Origin of the sequence: Ornithinimicrobium faecis (assembly GCF_023923225.1) — a bacterium.
GTDB classification, from domain to species: domain Bacteria; phylum Actinomycetota; class Actinomycetes; order Actinomycetales; family Dermatophilaceae; genus Ornithinicoccus; species Ornithinicoccus faecis.
This window is the reverse complement of record NZ_CP099489.1, coordinates 840739-861663: the sequence shown is the minus strand read 5'-3', so window position 1 is coordinate 861663 and position 20925 is coordinate 840739. Positions and strand designations below refer to the sequence as shown.

At 71.2% G+C, this 20925-nt stretch carries 18 protein-coding genes; 9 read left to right on the top strand and 9 right to left on the bottom strand.

From position 1 onward, the window contains the following. Nucleotides 1-50: 50 nt before the first annotated feature. The 4 genes from NF556_RS03955 to NF556_RS03940 all read right to left on the bottom strand — a co-directional run bounded on the left by NF556_RS03955 (nucleotide 51) and on the right by NF556_RS03940 (nucleotide 3119). Complete coding sequence (locus NF556_RS03955) at nucleotides 51-1391, bottom strand: NADH-quinone oxidoreductase subunit D (RefSeq protein ID WP_252594209.1); 1341 nt, start codon at nucleotides 1389-1391, stop codon at nucleotides 51-53. Further along, nucleotides 1391-2113 (bottom strand): NADH-quinone oxidoreductase subunit C, encoded by a 723-nt coding sequence (locus NF556_RS03950; protein WP_425607060.1) that lies wholly within the window; start codon nucleotides 2111-2113, stop codon nucleotides 1391-1393. The genes NF556_RS03955 and NF556_RS03950 overlap by 1 nt, the downstream gene beginning before the upstream one ends. Further along, on the bottom strand, nucleotides 2110-2664 hold the full coding sequence (locus NF556_RS03945; protein WP_256829800.1) for a NuoB/complex I 20 kDa subunit family protein: 555 nt from the start codon (nucleotides 2662-2664) through the stop codon (nucleotides 2110-2112). Before NF556_RS03945 ends, NF556_RS03950 begins: the two co-directional genes overlap by 4 nt. Nucleotides 2665-2753: 89 nt before the next feature. Then, the gene (locus NF556_RS03940; RefSeq protein ID WP_252594208.1) at nucleotides 2754-3119 is read right to left on the bottom strand and encodes an NADH-quinone oxidoreductase subunit A; all 366 of its coding nucleotides are present in this window, start codon (nucleotides 3117-3119) and stop codon (nucleotides 2754-2756) included. 309 nt (nucleotides 3120-3428) lie between these two features. On the opposite strand from NF556_RS03940, the gene NF556_RS03935 reads away from it, so the two are divergent. Continuing rightward, nucleotides 3429-4355: a hypothetical protein gene (locus tag NF556_RS03935; protein WP_252594207.1), complete on the top strand. Its 927-nt coding sequence runs from the start codon at nucleotides 3429-3431 to the stop codon at nucleotides 4353-4355. A gap of 185 nt (nucleotides 4356-4540) precedes the next feature. Here the strand turns inward: NF556_RS03935 and NF556_RS03930 are convergent, their stop codons facing one another. The 3 genes from NF556_RS03930 to NF556_RS03920 are packed head-to-tail and all read right to left on the bottom strand — an operon-like array spanning nucleotide 4541 to nucleotide 7741. Beyond that, nucleotides 4541-5152 carry a 3'-5' exonuclease gene (locus NF556_RS03930; protein ID WP_252594206.1) on the bottom strand — a complete coding sequence of 204 codons (612 nt, stop codon included), beginning with the start codon at nucleotides 5150-5152 and terminating at the stop codon, nucleotides 4541-4543. Further along, nucleotides 5149-7014 (bottom strand): DUF294 nucleotidyltransferase-like domain-containing protein, encoded by a 1866-nt coding sequence (locus tag NF556_RS03925; protein ID WP_252594205.1) that lies wholly within the window; start codon nucleotides 7012-7014, stop codon nucleotides 5149-5151. The genes NF556_RS03930 and NF556_RS03925 overlap by 4 nt, the downstream gene beginning before the upstream one ends. Nucleotides 7015-7051: 37 nt before the next feature. Beyond that, complete coding sequence (locus tag NF556_RS03920; protein WP_252594204.1) at nucleotides 7052-7741, bottom strand: demethylmenaquinone methyltransferase; 690 nt, start codon at nucleotides 7739-7741, stop codon at nucleotides 7052-7054. A 43-nt stretch (nucleotides 7742-7784) separates the two neighbouring features. Here NF556_RS03920 and NF556_RS03915 point away from each other — a divergent pair, with 43 nt between their 5' ends. From NF556_RS03915 to NF556_RS03900, 4 genes are all read left to right on the top strand, one after another. After that, complete coding sequence (locus tag NF556_RS03915) at nucleotides 7785-9134, top strand: isochorismate synthase (protein ID WP_252594203.1); 1350 nt, start codon at nucleotides 7785-7787, stop codon at nucleotides 9132-9134. 2 nt (nucleotides 9135-9136) lie between these two features. Continuing rightward, nucleotides 9137-9685, top strand: a complete 549-nt coding sequence (locus tag NF556_RS03910) for a GNAT family N-acetyltransferase (protein ID WP_252594202.1) — start codon at nucleotides 9137-9139, stop codon at nucleotides 9683-9685. 115 nt (nucleotides 9686-9800) lie between these two features. Beyond that, nucleotides 9801-10235 (top strand): YciI family protein, encoded by a 435-nt coding sequence (locus NF556_RS03905; RefSeq protein ID WP_252594201.1) that lies wholly within the window; start codon nucleotides 9801-9803, stop codon nucleotides 10233-10235. A gap of 78 nt (nucleotides 10236-10313) precedes the next feature. After that, on the top strand, nucleotides 10314-11540 hold the full coding sequence (locus NF556_RS03900; protein WP_252594200.1) for an RNA polymerase sigma factor: 1227 nt from the start codon (nucleotides 10314-10316) through the stop codon (nucleotides 11538-11540). 284 nt (nucleotides 11541-11824) lie between these two features. On the opposite strand, the gene NF556_RS03895 is transcribed toward NF556_RS03900, so the two are convergent. After that, on the bottom strand, nucleotides 11825-13096 hold the full coding sequence (locus tag NF556_RS03895) for an MFS transporter (protein WP_252594199.1): 1272 nt from the start codon (nucleotides 13094-13096) through the stop codon (nucleotides 11825-11827). Nucleotides 13097-13157: 61 nt separating this feature from the next. Between NF556_RS03895 and NF556_RS03890 the strand changes: the two genes are divergently transcribed. From NF556_RS03890 to NF556_RS03875, 4 genes are all read left to right on the top strand, one after another. Beyond that, complete coding sequence (locus NF556_RS03890) at nucleotides 13158-14510, top strand: GNAT family N-acetyltransferase (protein WP_252594198.1); 1353 nt, start codon at nucleotides 13158-13160, stop codon at nucleotides 14508-14510. Between the two features lie 105 nt (nucleotides 14511-14615). Beyond that, nucleotides 14616-16088 (top strand): DUF5129 domain-containing protein, encoded by a 1473-nt coding sequence (locus NF556_RS03885; RefSeq protein WP_252594197.1) that lies wholly within the window; start codon nucleotides 14616-14618, stop codon nucleotides 16086-16088. 143 nt (nucleotides 16089-16231) lie between these two features. After that, the gene (locus NF556_RS03880) at nucleotides 16232-18454 is read left to right on the top strand and encodes a helicase-associated domain-containing protein (protein WP_252594196.1); all 2223 of its coding nucleotides are present in this window, start codon (nucleotides 16232-16234) and stop codon (nucleotides 18452-18454) included. 139 nt (nucleotides 18455-18593) lie between these two features. After that, nucleotides 18594-19148, top strand: coding sequence for a hypothetical protein (locus tag NF556_RS03875; RefSeq protein WP_252594195.1), 555 nt, complete (start codon nucleotides 18594-18596; stop codon nucleotides 19146-19148). A 13-nt stretch (nucleotides 19149-19161) separates the two neighbouring features. Here the strand turns inward: NF556_RS03875 and menD are convergent, their stop codons facing one another. Further along, nucleotides 19162-20919, bottom strand: coding sequence for a 2-succinyl-5-enolpyruvyl-6-hydroxy-3-cyclohexene-1-carboxylic-acid synthase (gene menD, locus NF556_RS03870; RefSeq protein WP_252594194.1), 1758 nt, complete (start codon nucleotides 20917-20919; stop codon nucleotides 19162-19164). Between the last annotated feature and the right edge of the window lie 6 nt (nucleotides 20920-20925).

Sequence of the window (20925 nt, the reverse complement as noted above, 5' to 3'; positions counted from 1 at the left end):
CGCGGACCGCTCCGGGCCTCGCAAGCTCGTGTCCTCGCGGGTCCTGTCGCTCATCGGTCCACGCCTCCCATCACGGGGTCGATCGAGGCGACCGCGACGATGACATCGGCGACCAGGCCGCCTTCTGCCATCACGGACGCCGCCTGCAGGTTGTGGAACGAGGGGTCCCGGAAGTGGGCCCGGAACGGGCGGGTCCCCCCGTCGGAGACAGCGTGGACGCCGAGCTCACCCTTGGGCGACTCGATGCCGACGTAGGCCTGGCCCGGCGGCACCCGGAAGCCCTCGGTCACCAGCTTGAAGTGGTGGATCAGGGACTCCATCGACTCGCCCATGATGTTGCGGATGTGGTCCAGGCTGTTGCCCTGGCCGTCGGAGCCGACGGACAGCTGGGCCGGCCAGGCGATCTTCTTGTCCGCCACCATGACCGGCTCGCCGACGCTCTCGCGCAGGCGCGCGATGGCCTGCTCAGCGATCTTGAGCGACTCCCACATCTCCTCGATGCGGATGCAGGCACGGCCATAGGCGTCCGCGCTCTCCCGGGTGACCACGTTGAAGTCGTAGGTCTCGTAGCCGCAGTAGGGGGTGACCTTGCGCAGGTCCATCGGCAGGCCGGTCGAGCGCAGGACCGGCCCGGTGACGCCCAGCGCCATGCAGCCGGTCAGGTCCAGGTGCCCGACATCGACGGTGCGGCCCTTGAAGACGGGGTTCTCCAGGAGCAGGTTCTCCAGGTCCCGTATGCCGCGGCGCAGGTCCGGCAGCTCGGCCTCCAGGGCGTCGAGGGCCTCGTTCGGCACGTCCTGGGCGACGCCGCCCGGGCGGACGTAGGCGTGGTTCATCCGCAGACCGGTGACGGCCTCGAAGAAGCGCAGGATCCGCTCGCGCTCACGGAAGCCGATGGTCATGACGGTGGTCGCGCCGAGCTCCATGCCGCCGGTGCCCATGCAGATCAGGTGCGAGCCGATCCGGTTGAGCTCCATCATCAGCACGCGGATGTCGTTAGCGCGCTGCGGGATCTGGTCGGTGATGCCGAGCAGCTTCTCGACGGCCAGGCAGTAGGCGGCCTCGTTGAAGATGGGAGTCAGATAGTCCATCCGGGTGCAGAACGTGGTGCCCTGAGTCCAGGTGCGGAACTCCATGTTCTTCTCGATGCCGGTGTGCAGATAGCCGATGCCGGCCCGGGCCTCCCGGACCGTCTCACCGTCCAGCTCCAGGATGAGCCGGAGCACGCCGTGGGTCGAGGGGTGCTGGGGGCCCATGTTGACGACGATGCGCTCCTCGCCCAGGGTCGCCGCGTCCGCCGCGATCTGGTCCCAGTCACCGCCGCTCGCGGTGAAGACGGGCCCGAGATCCTCGCCGTCGCCATACAGGTCTTCGTGAGTCTGCGTCGCCATCAGCTATAGCTCCTGCGCGTGTCTGGCGCCGGGATGGTGGCGCCCTTGTACTCGACCGGGATGCCACCCAGCGGGTAGTCCTTGCGCTGCGGGTGACCCGGCCAGTCGTCCGGCATCAGGATCCGGGTCAGCGCCGGGTGTCCGTCGAAGATGATGCCGAACATGTCCCACGTCTCGCGCTCGTGCCAGTCGTTGGCGGGGTAGATCTCGACGATCGAGGGCACGTGCGGGTCGGCGTCGGAGCAGGCCACCTCAACGCGGATGCGCCGACCACCGTGGGTGATCGACAGGAAGTTGTTGACGGCGTGCAGCTCGGCACCCTCCAGCTGCGGATAGTTCACGCCGTTGACGCCCAGGCACAACTCGAAACGCAGAGCGGGCTCGTCACGCAGGGCCCGCACGATCGTCAGCAGGTGCTCGGGCGCGACGTGCAGCGTCATCTCGCCACGGTCGATGACCACCTCGACGCCCTCGGTGAAGGCTTCACCGGTCGCCTCCTCGAGGACGTCCGCGATCTCGTCGAAATAGCCGCCGTAGGGCCGCGCCGACTCACCAGGGAACAGGATCTCGCGCTGCAGACCGCCATAGCCGGAGGTGTCCCCTCCGGCACTGGCGCCGAACATGCCCCGGCGGCGGGCCACCACCACGGGCTCACCAGGAGCCGCGGCATCGGTCTGCTCGACCGGCAGGTCCTCCGTGGGGTTAGCGGGGGTCTCACTCACGCGAGCAGTCCCTTCATCTCATGCGTCGGCGTCGCCGACAGCGCGGCCGCCTCTGCCTTGCGGGCCGCCTCGACCCGATCGACGCCAAACTTGGTGTCGCGGATCGAGTCGTGCAGCGAGAGCAGCGCGTTGAGCAGCATCTGCGGGCGCGGCGGGCAGCCAGGCAGATAGATGTCGACGGGCACGATGTGGTCCACACCCTGCACGATCGCGTAGTTGTTGAACATGCCGCCGGAGCTCGCGCAGACACCCATCGACAGGACCCACTTGGGGTTGGGCATCTGGTCATAGACCTGGCGCACGACCGGGGCCATCTTCTGACTGACGCGGCCGGCCACGATCATCAGGTCGGCCTGGCGGGGCGTGGCGGCGAAGCGCTCCATGCCGAAGCGGGCGATGTCATAGTCCGGCGTGCCGACGGCCATCATCTCGATGGCACAACAGGCCAGGCCGAAGGTTGCCGGCCACACCGACCGGGCCTGCATCTGACCGACCATGCCCTCGACCGTCGTCAGCAGAAAGCCCGACGGAAGCTTGTCCTCAAGTCCCACGTGTCACACCATCCCTTGAAAAAGTCTCTGCGCACCCAAGTCTGCGGCCGCGCGCACCCAGGCACACGGCATACCCCTGTGGTTGGCGGTCAGTCCCACTCGAGACCACCCCGGCTCCACTCATAGACGAACGGGACCGAGACGACCACCAGGAACAGCAGCATCGCCAGCAGCGAGAACAGCCCGACCTGGTCGAAGGCCACTGCGAACGGATAGAGGAAGAGCACCTCGACATCGAAGATGATGAAGAGCATCGCCGTCAGATAGAACTTGATCGGCACGCGCTCGCCGTCACGGGCGTGCGGCGTGGGCATGATGCCGCACTCGTAGGCGTCAGCCTTGGCCCGGTTGTAGGTCTTTTGCCCGACAACAGCCCCGGCGCCCATCGAGCCCCCGGCAAACAACAGGCCGAGTGCAAAGAAGAACAACAGCGGCACGTACGGATGGATATCCATCACCCACGCTCCTTTCGGCGCTGGCTGGTCGGCGCCCCAATCCTAGGGGTGTCACAGGTCATCATGCCGCAGGCGCGGTCAGCCGACTCGTCGGTCGTGCTGGGGGGACCACTCGGGGTGGGCTGGGACACCTGGGCTGCCTCGCTTGTGAAGGGATTCACGAACTTCCGCGCCAGTCTAGGACGGAGCATTCTGGGCAGTCACTAAGGGTTGCCTCACCTCACGCCGGTCCGCCGTGGCGCACGATTTTCGGCCCACTCGTGTGTCCTTTTCCCGCGATCAGGACGGTGACCGAGACTGTCCTGCGAGATGACACCAGATTCCACCACGCCCGCCGCCTCGGACGGCTGGGCACCCAAGCCGGCCGACACCGTCACGCCGCACGAGCAGTCGCTGCTGGTGATGCGGCACCTCTCCGACGAGCAGGTGCGGGCCTACCTCGGCTCCAGCGGCCTGCCGGTCGAGACCTCCCGCGAGCAGGCCGCCCTGCACTTCGCCGAGCACCGGGTCACTGCCCTACAGGAGGCCGCGGCGTTTCGGGAGAAGGCCGCCAAGCGGACCAAGCGGCGCTCGAGGAAGAAGCAGACGTATGCCATGGCTCCCCCGGAGCTCCCCGCTGCGGCTCAGGCGGAGCTCACCTCGGCGAAGGAGGTCGGTCAGGCCGCGGGCCGACTCTGGCAGCGCCTGAGCACGTGGTCGGCCATCGTGGGACTCGTGGTCGGGTGGGGCTTCCTGATCAGCGGCGCGGTCGGGGTGATCCCCGGGATGCAGGTCCTGTTCTTCGTCAGCGCGGTGTGCCTGGCGCTCTCTCCGCTGTTGATGTTTGTGCTCGCGCCGATCTGCTATGCCCGCGGCCAACGGGCCTCCCGAGCCGCGCTCTTCGAGTGGGCCGTGCACCGGCCCGGGCAGCTCGAGCGCGGGCTGCCGGGCCTGCACAAGCGGGTCGATGAGGATGCCACGTCCGGCAGCTCGTTCTGCCTCGGCCTGATCAGCATGGCCGTCGGAGGCTTTTGCGCCGTCATGGGCCTGGTCATGATCCCGATCTCGCTGCTCGACCAGCAGGCCACGTCCTGGCAGGTCACCGGCGTCCTGCTCGGGATCGGCGCGGTGTTCCTGCTCTCGCCCCGCCTGGTGACCCGCTGGGGCCAGTGGGTCAGGCGCCGCAACGACGAGATCGATGAGGCCGTGAGCTGGGTCTACGCGGCGGCCACCCCGACGGGGCTGTACCCGCGCTGACGGTGTCCTGCGCAGACCGTCTTTCCCGCTGACCGACAGATCTCGTGAGTGACCGCACCGCCCCCATAGGGGCGTTACCCGGACTCACGAGCGGCGGCGGCGCCAACGACTGCTGACCGACAGATCTCGTGAGTGACCGCACCTCCCCCATAGGGGCGTTACCTGGACTCACGAGCGAGCGCGGGTCAGCGCAGCAGTTGACGCAGGGTGAGGTCCTCGCCGAGGACCGCCACCTGAGCGAGATAGAGCTCGGCACAGGCGAGTGCGTCGGTGAGGGCCTCGTGCGAGCGATAGCGCGGCAGGCCCAGGTGCTCGCGGGCCGCGGCGAGCGCAAGGTCCTCCTCCCCCAGGTGGCCGCGAGTGCGGCCAAGGCGCAGCACACGGCGTTGCAACCGGACGGTGTCGACCACCGTCAGGTCCGGCACGGGCAGATCGGCGGCGCGGCTGGCCCGCGTGAGGAAGCCCACCTCGATGGAGGCGTGGTGGGCGAGCAGCACTCGTCCGTGCAGCGCGGTCAGGACCTGCGGCAGCACCTCCTGCAGCGGGTGTGCTTCGGCCACGGCGTCATCGGTGATCCCGTGCACGGTCGCGCTCTGCCCCACGCCGTCGGCGCCGGTCGGTCGCACCGCCCACTGCTGGGCGCCGCTCAGCTCGATGGTCAGCCCGCTGACCGGCACCATGCCGACGCTGACGATCTCGTGCCTGGCGGGCTCCAGCCCGGTGGTCTCCAGGTCCAGCGCGAGCAGCTCGAGGTCAGCGATCCCCCGGTCCGGTGCGCCCCCGCGCCACCACCTCACGACAGGTTCTCCAGCGGCAGCCGCTGGAGAAGCGCCTGCTGGGCTGCGCGGATGATCCGGAAGGCGTCTCGCAGGTGGCGACGCTCAAAGTCGGTCAGGGTCGCGGGGTCGACGAAGTTGTCGGGCTCGCGCCCGGAGCGCACAGCGTGGCCCTGATGCCGCATCCGCAGATAGGCCACGAACTCCAGGGCGTCGATCAGCTCGGCCGCCAGCCCCGCTGAGATCGAGCCGGCACGAGCCGCCGCGTCGATGCGGGCATGGGAGTTCACCTCCGGCAGGCCACCGAGGAGGGCGTGAACTCGGGCGAGCTCCACCACGGCGCCCACCCCTCCGGCCTTCAGGTCGAGCCGGTCGCGGTGCCGACCCTCCCGCTCGAGAACCAGGCCGCGGAAGAAGCCGATCGGCGGGCGCCGCCCGACGGCGTGGCGTGCCAGATAGGCGAGAAACAGGTCCGCGTGCCGGGTGCGCGCCAGGACGTCCGCCCGCAGGTCCTCCACCAGGTCGACCGCCCCGTGCAACGGCCGCATGTCGAAGAAGATCGATCCGTTGAGCACCGCCTGCGGCTCCGGGGTGTCCAGCCACCGGTCAAAGTGCGCCCGCCAGGTCGCCACGGAGGCGCGCCAGCGCGGGTTGGTGGCCATCACGTCACCCGGGCAGAGCGGATAGCCGCACTCCACCAGCCCGGCCGACACCCGCTGCGCCAGCGCCGCGAAATAGTGGTCGTGCTCACGGGTCATCTCATCGGCAATGACCAGCGCGTTGTCCTGATCGCTGGCCAGCCCCTGCTCGTGACGGGCCTGCGACCCGAGCACGACCCAGCAGTAGGGCACCGGCGGCGGCCCCAGCTCGGTCTCCGCCAGCACGAGCAGGCGTCGCTCGATGGCATCACCGAGGGACGTGACGACCCGGCCGATGTCCTGCGCGGTGGCGTCCTCGGCGACGAGTTGGTCGACGATGACCGGGATGCGGGTGCCGAGCGACGCCAGTGCCGCGACGTCGGAGGCAGCCTCGATGTCGGCCACCAGATAGACCGGGTTGTTGTGCTCCAGGCGCATCAGGTCCGTGCCGCTGATCAGTCCCACGACACCACCGGCCCGGTCCAGCACGGGCAGGTGGTGGATCTTGCGCTCGACCATCTCCATCAGCGCCTCGAAGGCGAGGGCGTCGATCCTCGCGGTCGCGGGCTCCGGCGTCATCACCTCCGCGACCGGCCCCTCCGGGTCGCGCCCCTCGGCCAGGACCCGGGTGCGCAGGTCACGGTCGGTCACGATGCCGACGAGCCGGCCGTCCTGCTGCACCAGGACCGAGGAGACGCGCTCCGCCGCCATCAGCTGTGCCGCGGCCCGGATGGAGTCACCGGGGGCAGCGGTGACCGGGGCTCGGCGCACCAGATCACCCACGCTGGTCCGGAGCACGGCCCCGCCGCGGTCGGTGGTGTGCAGCAGGGCCACCGCCCGCCGCAGTCGGGCAGTGTGCGCTGACGTGAAGTAGGCACCGAAGCCCTCGTCCCGCTCACACGTCGCGTGGAAGGTCTCCGCAGGCACCACGAGCAGGAGGCTGTCCTCGATCGCGGTGAAGTCATAGCGCGACGGAGCCCGCTCCACGAGGGTGGACATGCCGAAGCAGGTGCCGGGCTCGCTGCGCTCGACGAGGCCGCCGTCACCGTCGGTGATGTCGACGGCCCCCGAGCGGAGGACAAACATCACCTCGTTGGTCTCGCCCACCGACAGGATGCGGGTGCCCCGCCGCACATAGCGGATCGCGGTCTGCCGGACCAGTGTCTGCAGCAGGGCGCGGGGCAGCTCACGAAAGGGCGCGCGGGAGGCCAGGAAGTCGGCGACCTCGGTGACGTCTGCGCTCATCCGCCCCTCCCGATCAGCTCTCGTGACCAGCTCGGTGTCAGCGCACCGCGTGGTGCACGGCGACGACTCCCCCGGTCAGGTTGCGCCAGCGCACACCGCTCCAGCCAGCCGCGCGAATCTGCCGGGCCAGGGCGTCCTGGTCGGGCCACACCTGGATGGACTCGGCCAGATAGACATACGAGTCGGGGTTGCTGCTGACCCGCCTGGCCACAGCGGGCAGGGCGCGCATCAGATACTCCTGATAGACCGTCCGGAAGGGACCAAACGTCGGGGTGCTGAACTCGCAGATCACCAGGCGTCCCCCGGGCTTGGTGACCCGGTGGAACTCCTCCAGCGCCTGGCCGGTGTCGGCGACGTTGCGCAGCCCGAAGGACATCGTGACCACGTCAAAGGAGCCGTCGGCGAAGGGCAGGGCGAGCGCGTCGGCGGCGGTGAAGGCCAGGTCAGGGCGCCGCCGGTTGCCCTTGCGGAGCATGCCGAGCGAGAAGTCGGCTGGCACCACATCGACGCCGGCGTCGGCGAACGGCTCACTGCTGGTGCCGGTGCCGGCAGCGATGTCCAGGACCCGCTCACCAGGTCGGGCATCGATCGCCCGGACCACGGCGCGCCGCCACAACCGGTCCTGACCCAGCGACAGCACGTCGTTCGTCAGGTCGTAGCGACCGGCCACCTCATCAAACATCTCAGCGACCTCGTGAGGGGCCTTGTCCAGACTCGCGCGACTCATGCCCGTCATCTTCCCATCCCGACACCGCATAGGCTGACCTGCCGTGACCGTCCCCGTCCTGCCCCGTCTGCGCGCCCGCACCCTTGAGGCGCCCCCACAGCCCGATCTGTTCGACCTGCTGCCCCCAGACGTCGACCCGGCGACCGTTGTCAGCTGGGTGCGCGAGGGGGACGGGTTGATCGGGTGGGGCCGCGCGGCCGCCAGCACGGACGACGGTATGCCGAGTGGTCCGGACCGGTTCACCGCTGCGGCCCAGTGGTGGGCCGACCTGGTCGAGGCCACGGACGTGGTCGACGAGGTCAACCTGCCCGGCACCGGCCTGGTCGCCTTCGGTTCCTTCGCCTTCTCCCCTGACTCCCCCGATCTCGGGGGCCTGGTCGTGCCCCGGGTGGTGGCTGGCCAGCGAGACGGTCGGGCCTGGGTGACCAGCATCGAGGCCCTCGACGACGCCGGCCAGGTGTCGACCCAGGCCGGCCGCAGCCACACCGGAGCCACGACCGTGGCGAGCGGTCAGGGAGAGCTGGCTGACGGCATACGGCTGGAGCCGGGCGCTGTCGCCCCCGAGGACTGGCCGCGGGTGATCCGGCGTGCGATCGGGCGCATCGAGGCCGGTGAGGTCGACAAGGTCGTGCTGGCCCGCGATGTCCGCGCTGTCGCCGACTCCCCCATCGACACCGTTGCGCTGCTGCGCAGACTCGCAGCGCGCTATGCGGCCACCTGGACCTTCGCCGTCGATGGGCTGGTCGGGGCCACCCCCGAGATGCTCGTGCGGCTGCAGGAGGGGCGGGTGCGCTCGCGTGTCCTGGCCGGGACCGTGCGCCGGGGCGGCACCCCCGCGCCGTCGGTGACCGAGGCGCACCCCGAGTTGGAGGACCAGCACACCCCGGACCCGCGGCTGCACCTGGTCTCGGCCGCCAAGGAGCTCGAGGAGCACGCCTTCGCGGTGCGCTCTGTCGCCGAGAAACTGGCACCCCACTGCGAGAGCCTGGAGGTCCCCGAGCAGCCGTTCGTGCTCGAGCTGCCGGACGTCTATCACCTGGCAACCGACCTGAGCGGGCGCGCGGCAGACGACGCCACCTCGTTGGACCTGGCCGCCGCCCTGCACCCCTCGGCGGCGGTCTGTGGCACCCCGTTCGCAGACGCTGCCCGGCTCATCGACGAGCTCGAGGGCATGGACCGCGGCCGCTATGCCGGCCCGGTCGGCTGGCTCGATGCCAGCGGCGACGGCGACTGGGGCATCGCCCTGCGTTGCGGCCAGCTGGCGGCAGATGCCCTCTCGATGCGCCTGTTCGCCGGTGGTGGGATCGTCTCCGCGTCCGACCCGGACGCCGAGCTCGCCGAGACCGAGGTGAAACTCGCTGCCATGCGGCACGCCCTCGGCCTAGGCTCCTGAGGATGCGAACCGACGTCGAGCAATCCCCTGGTGACAGCACCACCGGGCTGATCCTGCGCGAGCCGCTCGCGACGGATCGGGCCCAGGCGGAGGCAGCTCAGGTCGAGCTGGCCGCCGCCGACTTCAACTTCCTGCTGCGAGGTCCGGACCAGACCTGGGAGCAGTGGTTGGATCGGGTCGAGCGCGATCGCGCCGGTGCTGACCTGGCACCGGGTCGGGTGCCCGCGACCATGTTGTTTGCCGTGGTCGACGACGAGATCGTCGGACGAGTCCACATCCGGCACGAGCTCACCGAGGCCCTGCTCGAGGAGGGTGGCCACCTCGGCTATGGCGTGCGCCCGGACCACCGCCGACGCGGCCATGCGACGCAGATGCTGGCGCAGGGCCTGGACGTCGTCCGGAGCCTCGGCGTCGAGCGGGCGCTGGTCACCTGCGATGACGACAACCCGGGCTCGATCCGCACCATCGAGCGCTGCGGCGGCGCGCTGGAGGACAAGCGCTCGCGCGACGGCGGCACGCTCACGCGGCGCTACTGGATCGACCTCACCTGAGGGCGGGTGGACACCGACCCGGAAAAGTTTGACGCGGATGTCGATCCAGCGCCGCGCCGTTCGACGGTGAGTTAGGAGGTCGCACACGGCACCTCCGCAACGAAGGAGCACGACGATGAAGTACATGCTGATCATGCGGTCCACCCAGGAAGCTCTCGACGCCTCCAAGGAGATGGACTTCGAGGAGATCCTCAACGCGATGGGTGCCTACAACGAGGCTCTGACCAACGCCGGGGTCCTCCTGGCGGGCGAGGGCCTGGCCGACACCGACGAGGGTTTCGTCGTCGACTTCGACGCCGAGACCCCGATCATCACCGACGGCCCCTACGGCGAGACGCACGAGCTGTTCAACGGCTTCTGGATCCTGGAGGTGGCCAGCAAGGATGAGGCCGCCCAGTGGGCCAGCCGCTGCCCCCTCGGCCCCGGCAGCAAGCTGGAGGTGCGCCGCGTCCACGACGAGAGCGACTTCGCCGACTTCGCGGACAACGAGTTCGTCCAGAAGGAAGAGGGCTGGCGCAAGGACCAGGCCGCCCGCCAGACGGAGAGCTGAGCAGACCATGAGCGCAGCTGAGCGAGCCCGGCGCGAGGTGCGCCGGGCCGCTCACGCCGAGCCACGGCATACGGACCGATGAGTGACATCAGGGGCACCGTCGACGCCGTCTGGCGCATCGAGGGAGCCCAGGTGGTGGCCACCCTGGCCCGGATGACCGGCGACCTCGGGCTCGCCGAGGACCTCGCCCAGGAGGCCGTCGCGGACGCCCTGACCCAGTGGCCGGAGGCCGGTGTCCCGCGCAATGCGGGTGCCTGGCTGACGGCGGTGGCCAAGCGGCGGGCCATCGACACCTGGCGCCGACAGGAACGGTTGCAGGAGCGTTATCGCACGATGGCGCACGACCTGACCGAGGCGGCCGAGGACGAGTGGCAGCCGATCGAGGACGACGTGCTGCGGCTGGTCTTCACGGCCTGCCACCCCGTCCTGTCCCGCGAGACGCAGGTCTGTCTCACGCTGCGCGTGGTCGGCGGCCTGACCAGCGAGGAGATCGCCCGCATCATGCTGGTCCCGGTCCCCACGGTGCAGGCCCGGATCACTCGCGCCAAGAAGACACTGGCCGCGTCGCGGGTGCCCTTCGAGGCTCCGGAACAGACCGAGTGGCAGGACCGGCTGGGCGGGGTGCTCGGCGTGGTCTATGCGGTCTTCACCGAGGGGTATGCGGCGACCTCCGGGCAGCGGTGGATCCGGCCCGACCTGGCCAACGAGGCCCTGCGACTCGGCCGCGTGCTGGCCCGGTTGCTGCCGCGGGAGTCGGAGGTGCACGGGCTGGTGGCGCTGATGGAGTTCCAGGCGTCCCGGTTCGCGGCGCGGGTGGCCGCCGACGGCAGCCCGGTGCTGCTCGCCGACCAGGACCGATCCCGCTGGGACCGAGCGCAGATCCGCCGCGGCCAGGCGGCGCTGGCCCGCGCCGATCAGGTGGGGCGGGGTCGCGGAAGTTATGCCCTGCAGGCTGCCCTCGCCGAGTGTCACGCGGTCGCCCGGAGCGTTGCGGAGACCGACTGGGAGCGGATCGTGCTGCTCTATGAGGCCCTCGGCCGGATCGCCCCGAGCCCGGTCGTCGAGCTCAACCGGGCGGTCGCGGTGTCCATGGCCACCGGTCCGGCGTCCGCCCTGCGGATCGTCGACCAACTCTCGTCCGCTGGAACGCTGCGCGGCTCGCACCTGTTGCCGAGCGTCCGCGGCGAGTTGCTCGCGCAGCTTGGACGCACCGAGGAGGCCCGCTCCGAGCTGGTGACTGCCGCCGGCCTGGCGAGCAACGAGCGGGAGGCAGAGGTGCTGCGCGCCAAGGCCGCCGACCTGTGAGTCACTGACCGGCCCCGTCGCACCAGCAGCCCTTCCCCACACCGGCTCTTCCCCCGCCACCGGCTCTTCCCCTGCCACCGGTGCCAACTGCATGGATCCTTCACGCCCCCGCGGGCTCTCCCGCCCCGCACCGGTGCCAACTGCATGGATCCTTCACGCCCCCGCGGGCTCTCCCGCCCCGCACCGGTGCCAACTGCATGGATCCTTCACGCTCCGAGCGGCGTGTCGCGGGAAGGATCCATGCAGTTGGTCAGGTGGGGCAGTTGGTCGGGTGGCGCTGTTGGTCAGGTGGGCCGGCGCGTGGGACTGGGGTGACTCGTGCGGCCGAGGTTGCCGGCGAGCACCACCAACAGGACCAGGAAGGCGACCACGAGCCAGAGCGCGCGGTCCAGCCCGAAGGCTCCTGCCAGCACGCCGATGGTGGGAGCACCGAACAGGAACGCGCCGTAGGCAATCGTGCTGACCATCCCGATCGCCTTGTTGCCGCGGCCCGGGATCTCACCCGCGGCCGAGATCGCAGCGGGGAAGACCGTGGAGACGCCCAGTCCCCACATGAGGGCAGCGACCAGCGCCACCTCCAGCGAGGGCACCAGGGTGATCAGCAGGATCCCGGCACCGGCGAGCACCCCACCCGCTCGCGCCAGGTTGGCGCGGCCCCAGCGAGCCGTCGCCGGGCCACCGAGTAACCGACCGATGAGCATGGTGACGTTGAACGCCGTGAACGCCAGCGCCCCGAAGCCGGCCGGGGCGTCGTGGGCGTCCACGAGCAACAGGGCCAGCCAGTCGTTGGCGGCGCCCTCAGCGAGCGCAGCCGCCAGGCACACCACGCCGATGAGCAACTCGGTGCGGGTGATGCCGCGGGTGCCGCGAGGGGTGGCGCTGGCAGCTGGTTGTGAGGTGCCGCGAGGGGCGGCATTGGCAGCTGATTGTGAGGTGTCGCGGGGGGTGGCATCGCGCAAGGTCTCCTCCGGCAGCGGGTCGGCGGGGATGAAGTGCCGGACCGCGATCAGGCCCACGATGAGTCCCACGACGCCGCCCACCGGGACCTGCAGCAACCCGATGCCCTGCCAGGCCGCGACTGCCCCCACGCTGGCGCCGACGACCGCACCCGCCGAGAAGGCGGCATGCAGATAAGGCATCAGGGTCCGCGAGCGCAGCTGCTCGACCCGGTTGCCCTGGATGTTCATCGACACGTCCCAGACGCCGACGGGGGCACCGGCCAGCACCAGCAGTCCGGCGAGCACCCAGACGTTGGGGGCGAAGCCGACGCTGCCCCAGCCCAGGCTGCCGAGCACGATCGCCACCGCGGTGACCCGCCGGTTGCCGAACCGGTCGATCAGTCGGGCCGTGTGCGGCATGGCCAGCAGGGAGCCGATGCCACCACCGACGAGGGCGAGCCCGAGCTCCGCCTCGGTGGCCCCGACGTGGTCCCGCAGGGCGGGCACCCGCGCCAGGGTCTGCGCCATGACAAAGCCCGAGGCGGCAAAGACCAGCGCCACGGCGCCAGCCGACCCCGTCTGCCCGGCCGTGGGGCGACGCTCGCTGCTGCTCTGCACCGTGCCCGCCTCCCGTGAAAACCAGTGGTCCCGCCCCCGATGCGAGCGGGAGACTGGCCGAGTGAATCACGAGAGCCCTGAGCCGACGACACCGGTTGCTGACGATCGCCCCGCACCGACCACCCGGTTGGTCGACCTCGGTCCCGGTGACGCCGAGCGCATCATGGCTCTGGAGCACCTGGTCTGGTTCGAGATCGCCCAGGGGGTCAGCACCGAGGACAACCTGGCCGAGCTCGACTTCGAGCGCACCCGTGGCGCCGAGATCATCTCCCCCACACCGCGGCTGGGGGCTGCCGCCGACGCTGCGCCGCCCCTGGCCGGGTTCTTCGCGTCCTGGCCCATGGCGGTCACCGCTCCCGGACCGCGCGGCGCCCTGACGCGTCTGCCGATGAACGGGCTCACCTGGGTCGGTGTGCACCCCGACACCAGACGGCGCGGCATCCTGCGTCAGATGATGACCGACCACCTGCACACGGCCCACGAGCAGGGCGAGGTCGTCGCCGGCCTCCAGGCCGCGGAGCCTGCCATCTATGGCAGGTTCGGCTATGGCGCCGCCTCCCTCGACGTCACCCTCACCATCGCTCGCGGCACGGACCTCTCGGCCGGCGACGAGCTGGACCGGGCCGCCGAGCAGGTCAGCACCCACTTCGTGCCCGCTGGCACGCCGGAGGCGATGGAAGCCATCCAGCGCGCCCACGTGTCAGCCGCCGGCCACACCCTCGGTGCGGTCACCCGCAACGACTCGATGGCCAGGGTCTGGTTCCGCGACCACCCCAGCGCCCGCGGCAGCAAGGAGCCGTTGCAGGCGATGTTCGCCGTGCGTGACGGTGAGCCGACCGGTTATGCGCTGTTCCGTCGGACGGCCAGCTGGGGCGATGACGGGCTGCCCAGCGGCAAGGTGCTGGTGCGGGAGATCGGGGCCAGCGACCCGGCCTCGCTCCTGGCCCTGGCGCGGCGCCTGGTCGACTTCGACCTGACGTCCACCGTCAGCCTGTATGGCCGAGGCACCGACGACCCGCTGCTCTGGTGGGCCGGTGGACCGCGCCAGGTCGGGTTGCGCGCCCATGACTCGTTGTGGGTGCGCCTGGTGGACGTGGACGCGGCCCTGACCGCCCGCGGCTATGCCGCCCCCGTGGACGTCGTGCTGGATGTCGTGGACCCGATCTGCCCGTGGAACGAGCGGCGCTGGCGGCTGACTGTCGGCGAGGACGGGGTGGGACGCTGCCTGCCCACCGACGACGAACCGGACCTTCGACTCCCGGTGGCCGCCCTCGGGGCCGCCTTCCTCGGGTCCCGACCCCTCGCCGCCCAGGCGGTCGCAGGCGTGGTGAGCGAGCGGCATACCGGGACTGTTGCCGAGCTGTCGCGCGCCATGCGCGGCGATGTCGAACCGATCGCCGCGATCGGCTTCTGACGCGGCGCACGACCCACGCTGTCGGCCGTTAGATTGGAACCGGTCCGGGCGGAGCACCGTCGGACAGGTGCCCCGGGGGGACCGGGACAGTGAGGAGAACGTGCCATGTCGATCCGTCAACGCGCCCTGATCGGGGGCGCCGCCAGCGTCGGGGTCGTCGGGACCAGCATCGCGCTGTTTGCGAGCCAGGCGCCCGGCAACCCGGCGACAGAGTTGCAGATCGAGGACACTGCACAGGTCATCTATGCGCCTGACGTGGAGGCCGCGGTGGAGGACCTGCAGTTCTACGAGCCCACCACCGTCGCGGTCTTCACCCACCGCGGCGGGTCCGAGGCGCTCACCGACGACTACGCGCTCAACGACGCGGTCCTGGCGTTTGCCCAGGACAGCCGCCCCGACTGGCTCAGCGACAACGAGCAGAAGTGGGCCGACGACCTGTTCATCATGGCGGTGGACCCGGAGGGCCGACTGGTCGGCACCTACTTCGGGGAGAACCGCAAGGTCTCCCAGGGCGACCAGGACAACATCCAGGAGGCCACCAAGGATGACTTCCGCGCAGGCCGGTGGACCGAGGGCATGATCGCCGGCATCGAGGACGCCGCCGGGCAGATGAACCAGCCGGTCGCACGCTCTGGTGTGGGGATCGGTGTGGGCGCCGGCGCGTCCTTTGTGACCCTCCTCGGCGCGGGTGGCTATCTCTGGGCCGGCCTGAACCGGCGCGACAAGAGCCGGGAGGCGCGTGCGGTGGGGGACCGGGCGATGGCCAACGTGGTCCGTGACTATGACGAGACGCAGATCCACGCCAACCTGATCCCCGAGCAGTCCCGCTACGGCGGCGCGATGCTGGGACGGTATGAGGAGTACACCGCGCAGTTCCGGGAACTGACCGAGCTGGGGAACGAGGCCAAGGGCATCCCCGAGAGTGCCTACGACAGTGCTGACACCGTCTCCACGATGACGACGTATCGCGAGACCGCCGAGTCGCTCGACACCCTGGACGACGTCATCGCCGACAGCGCCGCCCTGCTCAACCTGGACCGGGCCTGGCCGCAGGCCTGGGAGCGGCAGGTCGCCACCCTCCGTGCCGACCTGGAGGGCGTCGAGCCGCTGCTGTCCTCGACCCTGGACGAGGAGGTGCGTGGGCTGGCGGCGTCGCAGCCACTGCGGGAGTTCGCCTCCGCCGGTCTCGCTGAGCTGGACCGACTGCGGGGCGGGCTCGAGAGCGGGGAGGTCTCCCCCGACGACGCGCTGGACGCGGTGCGCGAGCTGCGGGACGGGCTGAGCGGACACCTCGACTCGCTGGCAGGCGATGTGGCCCGTCAGGTCGGAGATGACGAGGACGAGCGCGAGATGATGGAGAGCGCCATGCACCGTGAGCGGGTCAAGCGCGAGCCGACCATCCTGAGCACCACCGACCACACGTGGACCTGGATCACCATCAACTCGTTCGCCACCGGCTACTCCAACGGCACCCAGGAGGTGCAGAGCTCGCGGCAGGCCGCGTCCTCGAGCGGCTCCACCTCGGGCTACAGCTCCGGCGGCAGCTTCAGCGGCGCGGGCAGTTCGTCCCGCTTCTGAGGTGGCACCTGCTGCCGCGCCGCTGTGCCCGCACTCCTCGTGAGCGCGCCCGACTGCGCACTCCGGCCGTCCACATGAGCGCCCTGGCACGCATTTCAACGGCCAACACCGCCACCGGAGGCCGGCACGGCTAACGTGGTCGGGTGCCCATCCGTGCCCGGAGCCTCGCCGACGACCTGCGCGGACGCTCCCCCGAGGACCTTGTCGCGCTGCTCGTGGAGCGTCCCGACCTGGCTCGTCCGACCCCGGCCGACCTGACCACGCTCGCGGCCCGCGCGACGACGCGCGCCAGCGTGCAGCGTGCCCTCGACGGGCTCGATCTGGCCCACCTGCAGACCCTCGAGGTCGTCTGTGTCCTCGGTGCTGCTCAGGTCGCTGACATCGCCGCTGCGCTCGGGGAGCCCAAGCGATCACCACGCGTCGCCGAGCTGGCCGACCGGTTGTGCGCCCTCGCCCTGTGCTGGCGCAGCCCCGAGGGCTATCGCGCGGCCCGAACCGTCCAGGAGGTCATCGGGGCCCCGGCCGGCCTGGGGCCGGAGACCGAGGACGCACCCACCGGCGTCGAACTCACCGAGGCGCTCGCGGGCGTGGACCGTCGCGGGCGGGCCATCCTGGATGCGCTGACCTGGGGCCCGCCGATCGGGGTGCTCCCGGCCGGCGGCAGCGGGGACACCGCGATGCGCGAGGCCGGCGAACACCTGCTGGCTCACCGTCTGCTGCGACGCACCGACGAGAGTCACGTGCTGCTCCCCCGCCAGGTCGCCCTGCGGCTGCGCGACGGTCGTGTGCACCGAGCGACCGAGCTCGCGGCACCGACGACGACCGACCCGGTGCTCGACGCCGACCTGGTCGACGCGACAGCCGGCGGCCGAGCGGCCCAGCTGCTCGAGCAGGCCGCCGAACTGCTCGACGAGTGGGGCTCACGTCCGCCCCGGGTGCTGCGCACCGGAGGGCTCGCAGTGCGCGACCTGTCCCGGGTCTCGACCCTCCTGGAGGCGAGCCCGACCGAGGTTGCCTGGTTGGTGGAGGTGCTGCACGCGGCGGGGCTGATCGCCGCCGACGAGTCAGCTGACCCGTCGTGGATGCCGACCGGTGAGTCCGACGACTGGGCCGAGCGTGGCGCCGGCGCGCGGTGGGCCAGCCTGGCGTCCGCCTGGCACGGCATGGCTGCCGGTCCCTCCCTCGTCGGCTCTCCCGACGGCACCGGCAAGGTCAACGCCCTCAGCACCCAGACCTCCTGGCCCTTCGGCCGCCAGCGCCGACACGACGTCCTGGCCGCACTGGCCACCCTGCCCACTGGCTCCGCTCCGTCGACCGACTTCCTCGCCGACCTGCTGCGGTGGCGTCACCCGATCCGCATGAGTCGCTCCGCGGATCCCGGCATCGACACGGTGCTGCGGGAGGCGGACTGGGCGGGTCTCACCGGTCGTGGCGCCCTGGCCACGGCAGCACTCGACCTGCTCACCGGCAAGGTGACCGCTGCCGGTCAGCGGATGGACCGCCACATCCCCGAGGCGGTCGAGCACGTCCTGGTCCAGGCCGACCTGACAGCCGTCGCCCCCGGCCGGCTCGACGGCCCCGCCCGCTCGGTGATGCGTCTGCTCGGTGAGGTCGAGTCCCGTGGTGGCGCCACCGTGCACCGGATCACCGAGAGCGGCATCCGGCGCGCCCTCGACCTGGGCTGGTCCGCCGACCGGGTGCTCAGCGAGGTCTCGGCAGTGAGCCGGACCGGGGTGCCCCAGCCGCTTGAGTACCTGGTCCGTGACGTCGCGCGCCGCCACGGTGTCGCCCGCGTCGGATCGGTCGGGTCCTATGTGCGCTCGGACGACGCCGCACTGCTCGACCGGGTGCTGGCCGACCGCACTCTCGGCATGCTCCAGCTGCGCCGGATCGCCCCGACCGTGCTGGTCAGCCCGGTCCCCGCCGGCACCGTGCTCGACGTGCTCCGCGAGGGGCAGTACGGCCCGGTCCCCGAGGGCGAGGACGGCGGGCTGACCCTCGTGTCCCTGCAGGATCACCGCGCGGCACGGCGCCCGGTGGCCCCAACGCGAGTCAGCACCGTCGACTCCGAGACGGCCGCCCGCATTGTGGCCACCATGATCAGCGGAGAGTCCAACCGCCCCGCCGGCGGCAACGGCCTGCCGGCCCCGACCGATCCTGTGGTCACCTCCTCGCTGCTGCGCGAGGCCGCCGCCGAGCGACTGCCGGTCTGGATCGGCTACGCCGACGAGGTCGGTGGCATCCAGCGCCTGCTGCTGCGACCCACGGTTGTGGAGCAGGGGCGGGTGCGCGGGACGGTGGCCGACCAGGACGCCCCCCGGACCTTCCTGCTGCACCGGATCTCCGGCGTCGCTGCCGCCGACTGACTCCAGTTCTCGGGCAACGCGACGTCTCGGGCAACGCGACGCGACTCGGGATAGCCGGATGTTCCGGTGGTCGGGCTCCCCCACGCGGCCGCGGCCCAGCTCGGCACCCCTCACCCATCGCGGGTAGTCTCCACGGTCTATGGCAGCGATCCGCGCGGTGAGCAGCCTCGCCCTGGCCGCCCTCGTGCTGAGCGGGTGCGCCGGGACGGAGGGCACCGCAGAGCGCGACGAGGCGACCAGCTCCGGTGTCGACCGCCAGGCAGAGTATGAGCAGGTCCTCTCCGCACAGGACCAACTGCACACGTGCATGGCGGAGCTGGGCTACACGGTCACCGAGGAGGGTGGCGAGACCGGGATCGCTCCGATGCCCGGAGACGAGGGCGACCAGAGGTTCTTCGCCGATCTCGAAGCCTGTCGCGAGCAGCACCCACTGCCCCCGATAGCCCCGCGCACCGAGGATGAACTCGTCCGGCTCTATGAGGCGAAACTGGCGCAGGCACGGTGCATCGAGGACCAGGGCTATGAGACGGTGCCGCCGCCCTCCCTGGAGACCTACCTCGCCGAGATGCAGCGCCCGCCCGAGTCTGTGGTGACCCCGCCGTGGGACCCGCTGAGCCAACCCCTCGTCGGCGGGGCTGTGATCGAGCTCGAGGAACTGTGCCCCCGCCCGACGATCTACACCCTCGCCGAGTAGGCAACCCCCAGACTCAGCGGAGAGCAGCTGCGGCTGTCTCCGCCAGCTGCGTCTGCAGGTCACGGTGCTGGTCACGGGACACCCGCACCTCGAGCACGCGCATGCCCGTGGGGCGGTGGGTCAGGGCCTCCCGCAGGGCACCGGGTGTCTCGACCCGCGCAACCGCCACGCCGTATGCCGACGCGAGCCCCTGCAGGTCGGCTCCGGTCGGGGTGCCGAAGACCCGGTCGAAGTCACCGGCGCGCTCGGGCGCGCCATACTCCAGTGTGCTGAAGATGCCGCCCCCGTCGTCGTTGATGACCACGATCGTCAGGTCCGGGCGCGGCTCGCCGGGGCCGATCAGCAGGCCGTTGATGTCGTGCAGGAAGGTCAGGTCACCGACCAGGGCTGTGACCTGGCGGTCCGGTGACGCCAGGGCGACCCCGATGGCCGTGGCGTTGGTGCCGTCGATCCCGGCCAGGCCACGGCTGCCGGTGACCAGCAGGGACCGGCCGGCCAGGCCGGCCCGGTCGACGTCGCGGGCCGCGTTGGACGAGCCGAGCACCAGGATGCCGTCGTCAGTCACGGTCTCGAGCAGGGTCTGCGCGACCGCCGGGCCGGAGGGCCAGGCCTCGGCCAGGACGGGTGCCACGCCCGCGGCCACTGCGCCGCCAGCCCGCCGCCACGTCTGCACCCACCCCGTGTCCTGACCGGCGAGCGCACCCTCGCCCAGCGCGGACCAGGGGTGGACCTGCTCGACGATGTGCGAGGGGTCGGGCCAGGCTCCGGTCGGGGTGACCGCCTCGACCCGGACCTCCTTGCGGCGCAACAGGGCAGCGGTCTCACGGTTGAGCGTGCACCGCCCGACGACGAGCACCCGCTCCGGGGCGTGCACGTCGAGCCAGTCGGTTGCGGTGAGCAGCAGGGAGCCGTGCGGCAGCACCGTGCTGCGATCGCCAGCGCCGAACGGCTCGGCGATCACCGGCCAGTCCTGCGCGACGGCCACGGCCAGCGCCTGCTCCGCCAGCGCCGGGTCAGGCAGGTCGCCGAGGACGAAGAGGGTGGGGGCGGGCTTGGCCGAGACTATTGACTGCCCCGAGATACGGGGCACGTGGTCCGAGATACGGGGCAGAGCATAGTGCGGGACGATCGTCCACGCGGCGCCGTCCCCGCGCCCCGCGAGCTCATCGGGCAACTCGTGCGACACCGGGAGATCCGGTGCGAGCGGGTCGCGGAAGGCGACATTGAGGTGCACCGGTCCCGGACTCCCCGAGAGGGCGCCCGTGGCGGCAGCCCACCCACGGTCGACGAGAGTGCGCCAGGCGGGGTGAACGCCCGCATAGGACCCGGCAGGTGCGCGCGATCCCGCTGGACCGGGGGCCGCCAGGTCGTGCTCCCACCGCACCGCCCCGGCGAAGATCCCCGGCTGCACCGTCGTCTGGTTGGCGCCGGTGCCGCGCAGCTCGTCGGGCCGGTCGGCGCTCAGGACGATCAGTGGCACGTCTGCGTGGTGCGCCTCCAGCACGGCGGGGTGCAGATTGGCCACGGCGGTCCCCGAGGTCGTGATCACCACGGCGGGGCTCCGGCTGACCCTGGCCAGGCCGAGCGCCAGGAACCCGGCGGACCGCTCGTCCACCCGCACGTGCAGCCGCAGGTGACCGGCTCGCTCGGCCGACTGCACGGCATACGCCAGTGGTGCCGAGCGGGAGCCGGGGGCGAGCACGACCTCGCGCACCCCGCACCGGACGAGCTCGTCGACCAGGACGCAGGCCAGTGCGGTCGAGCCGTTCACCGTCGG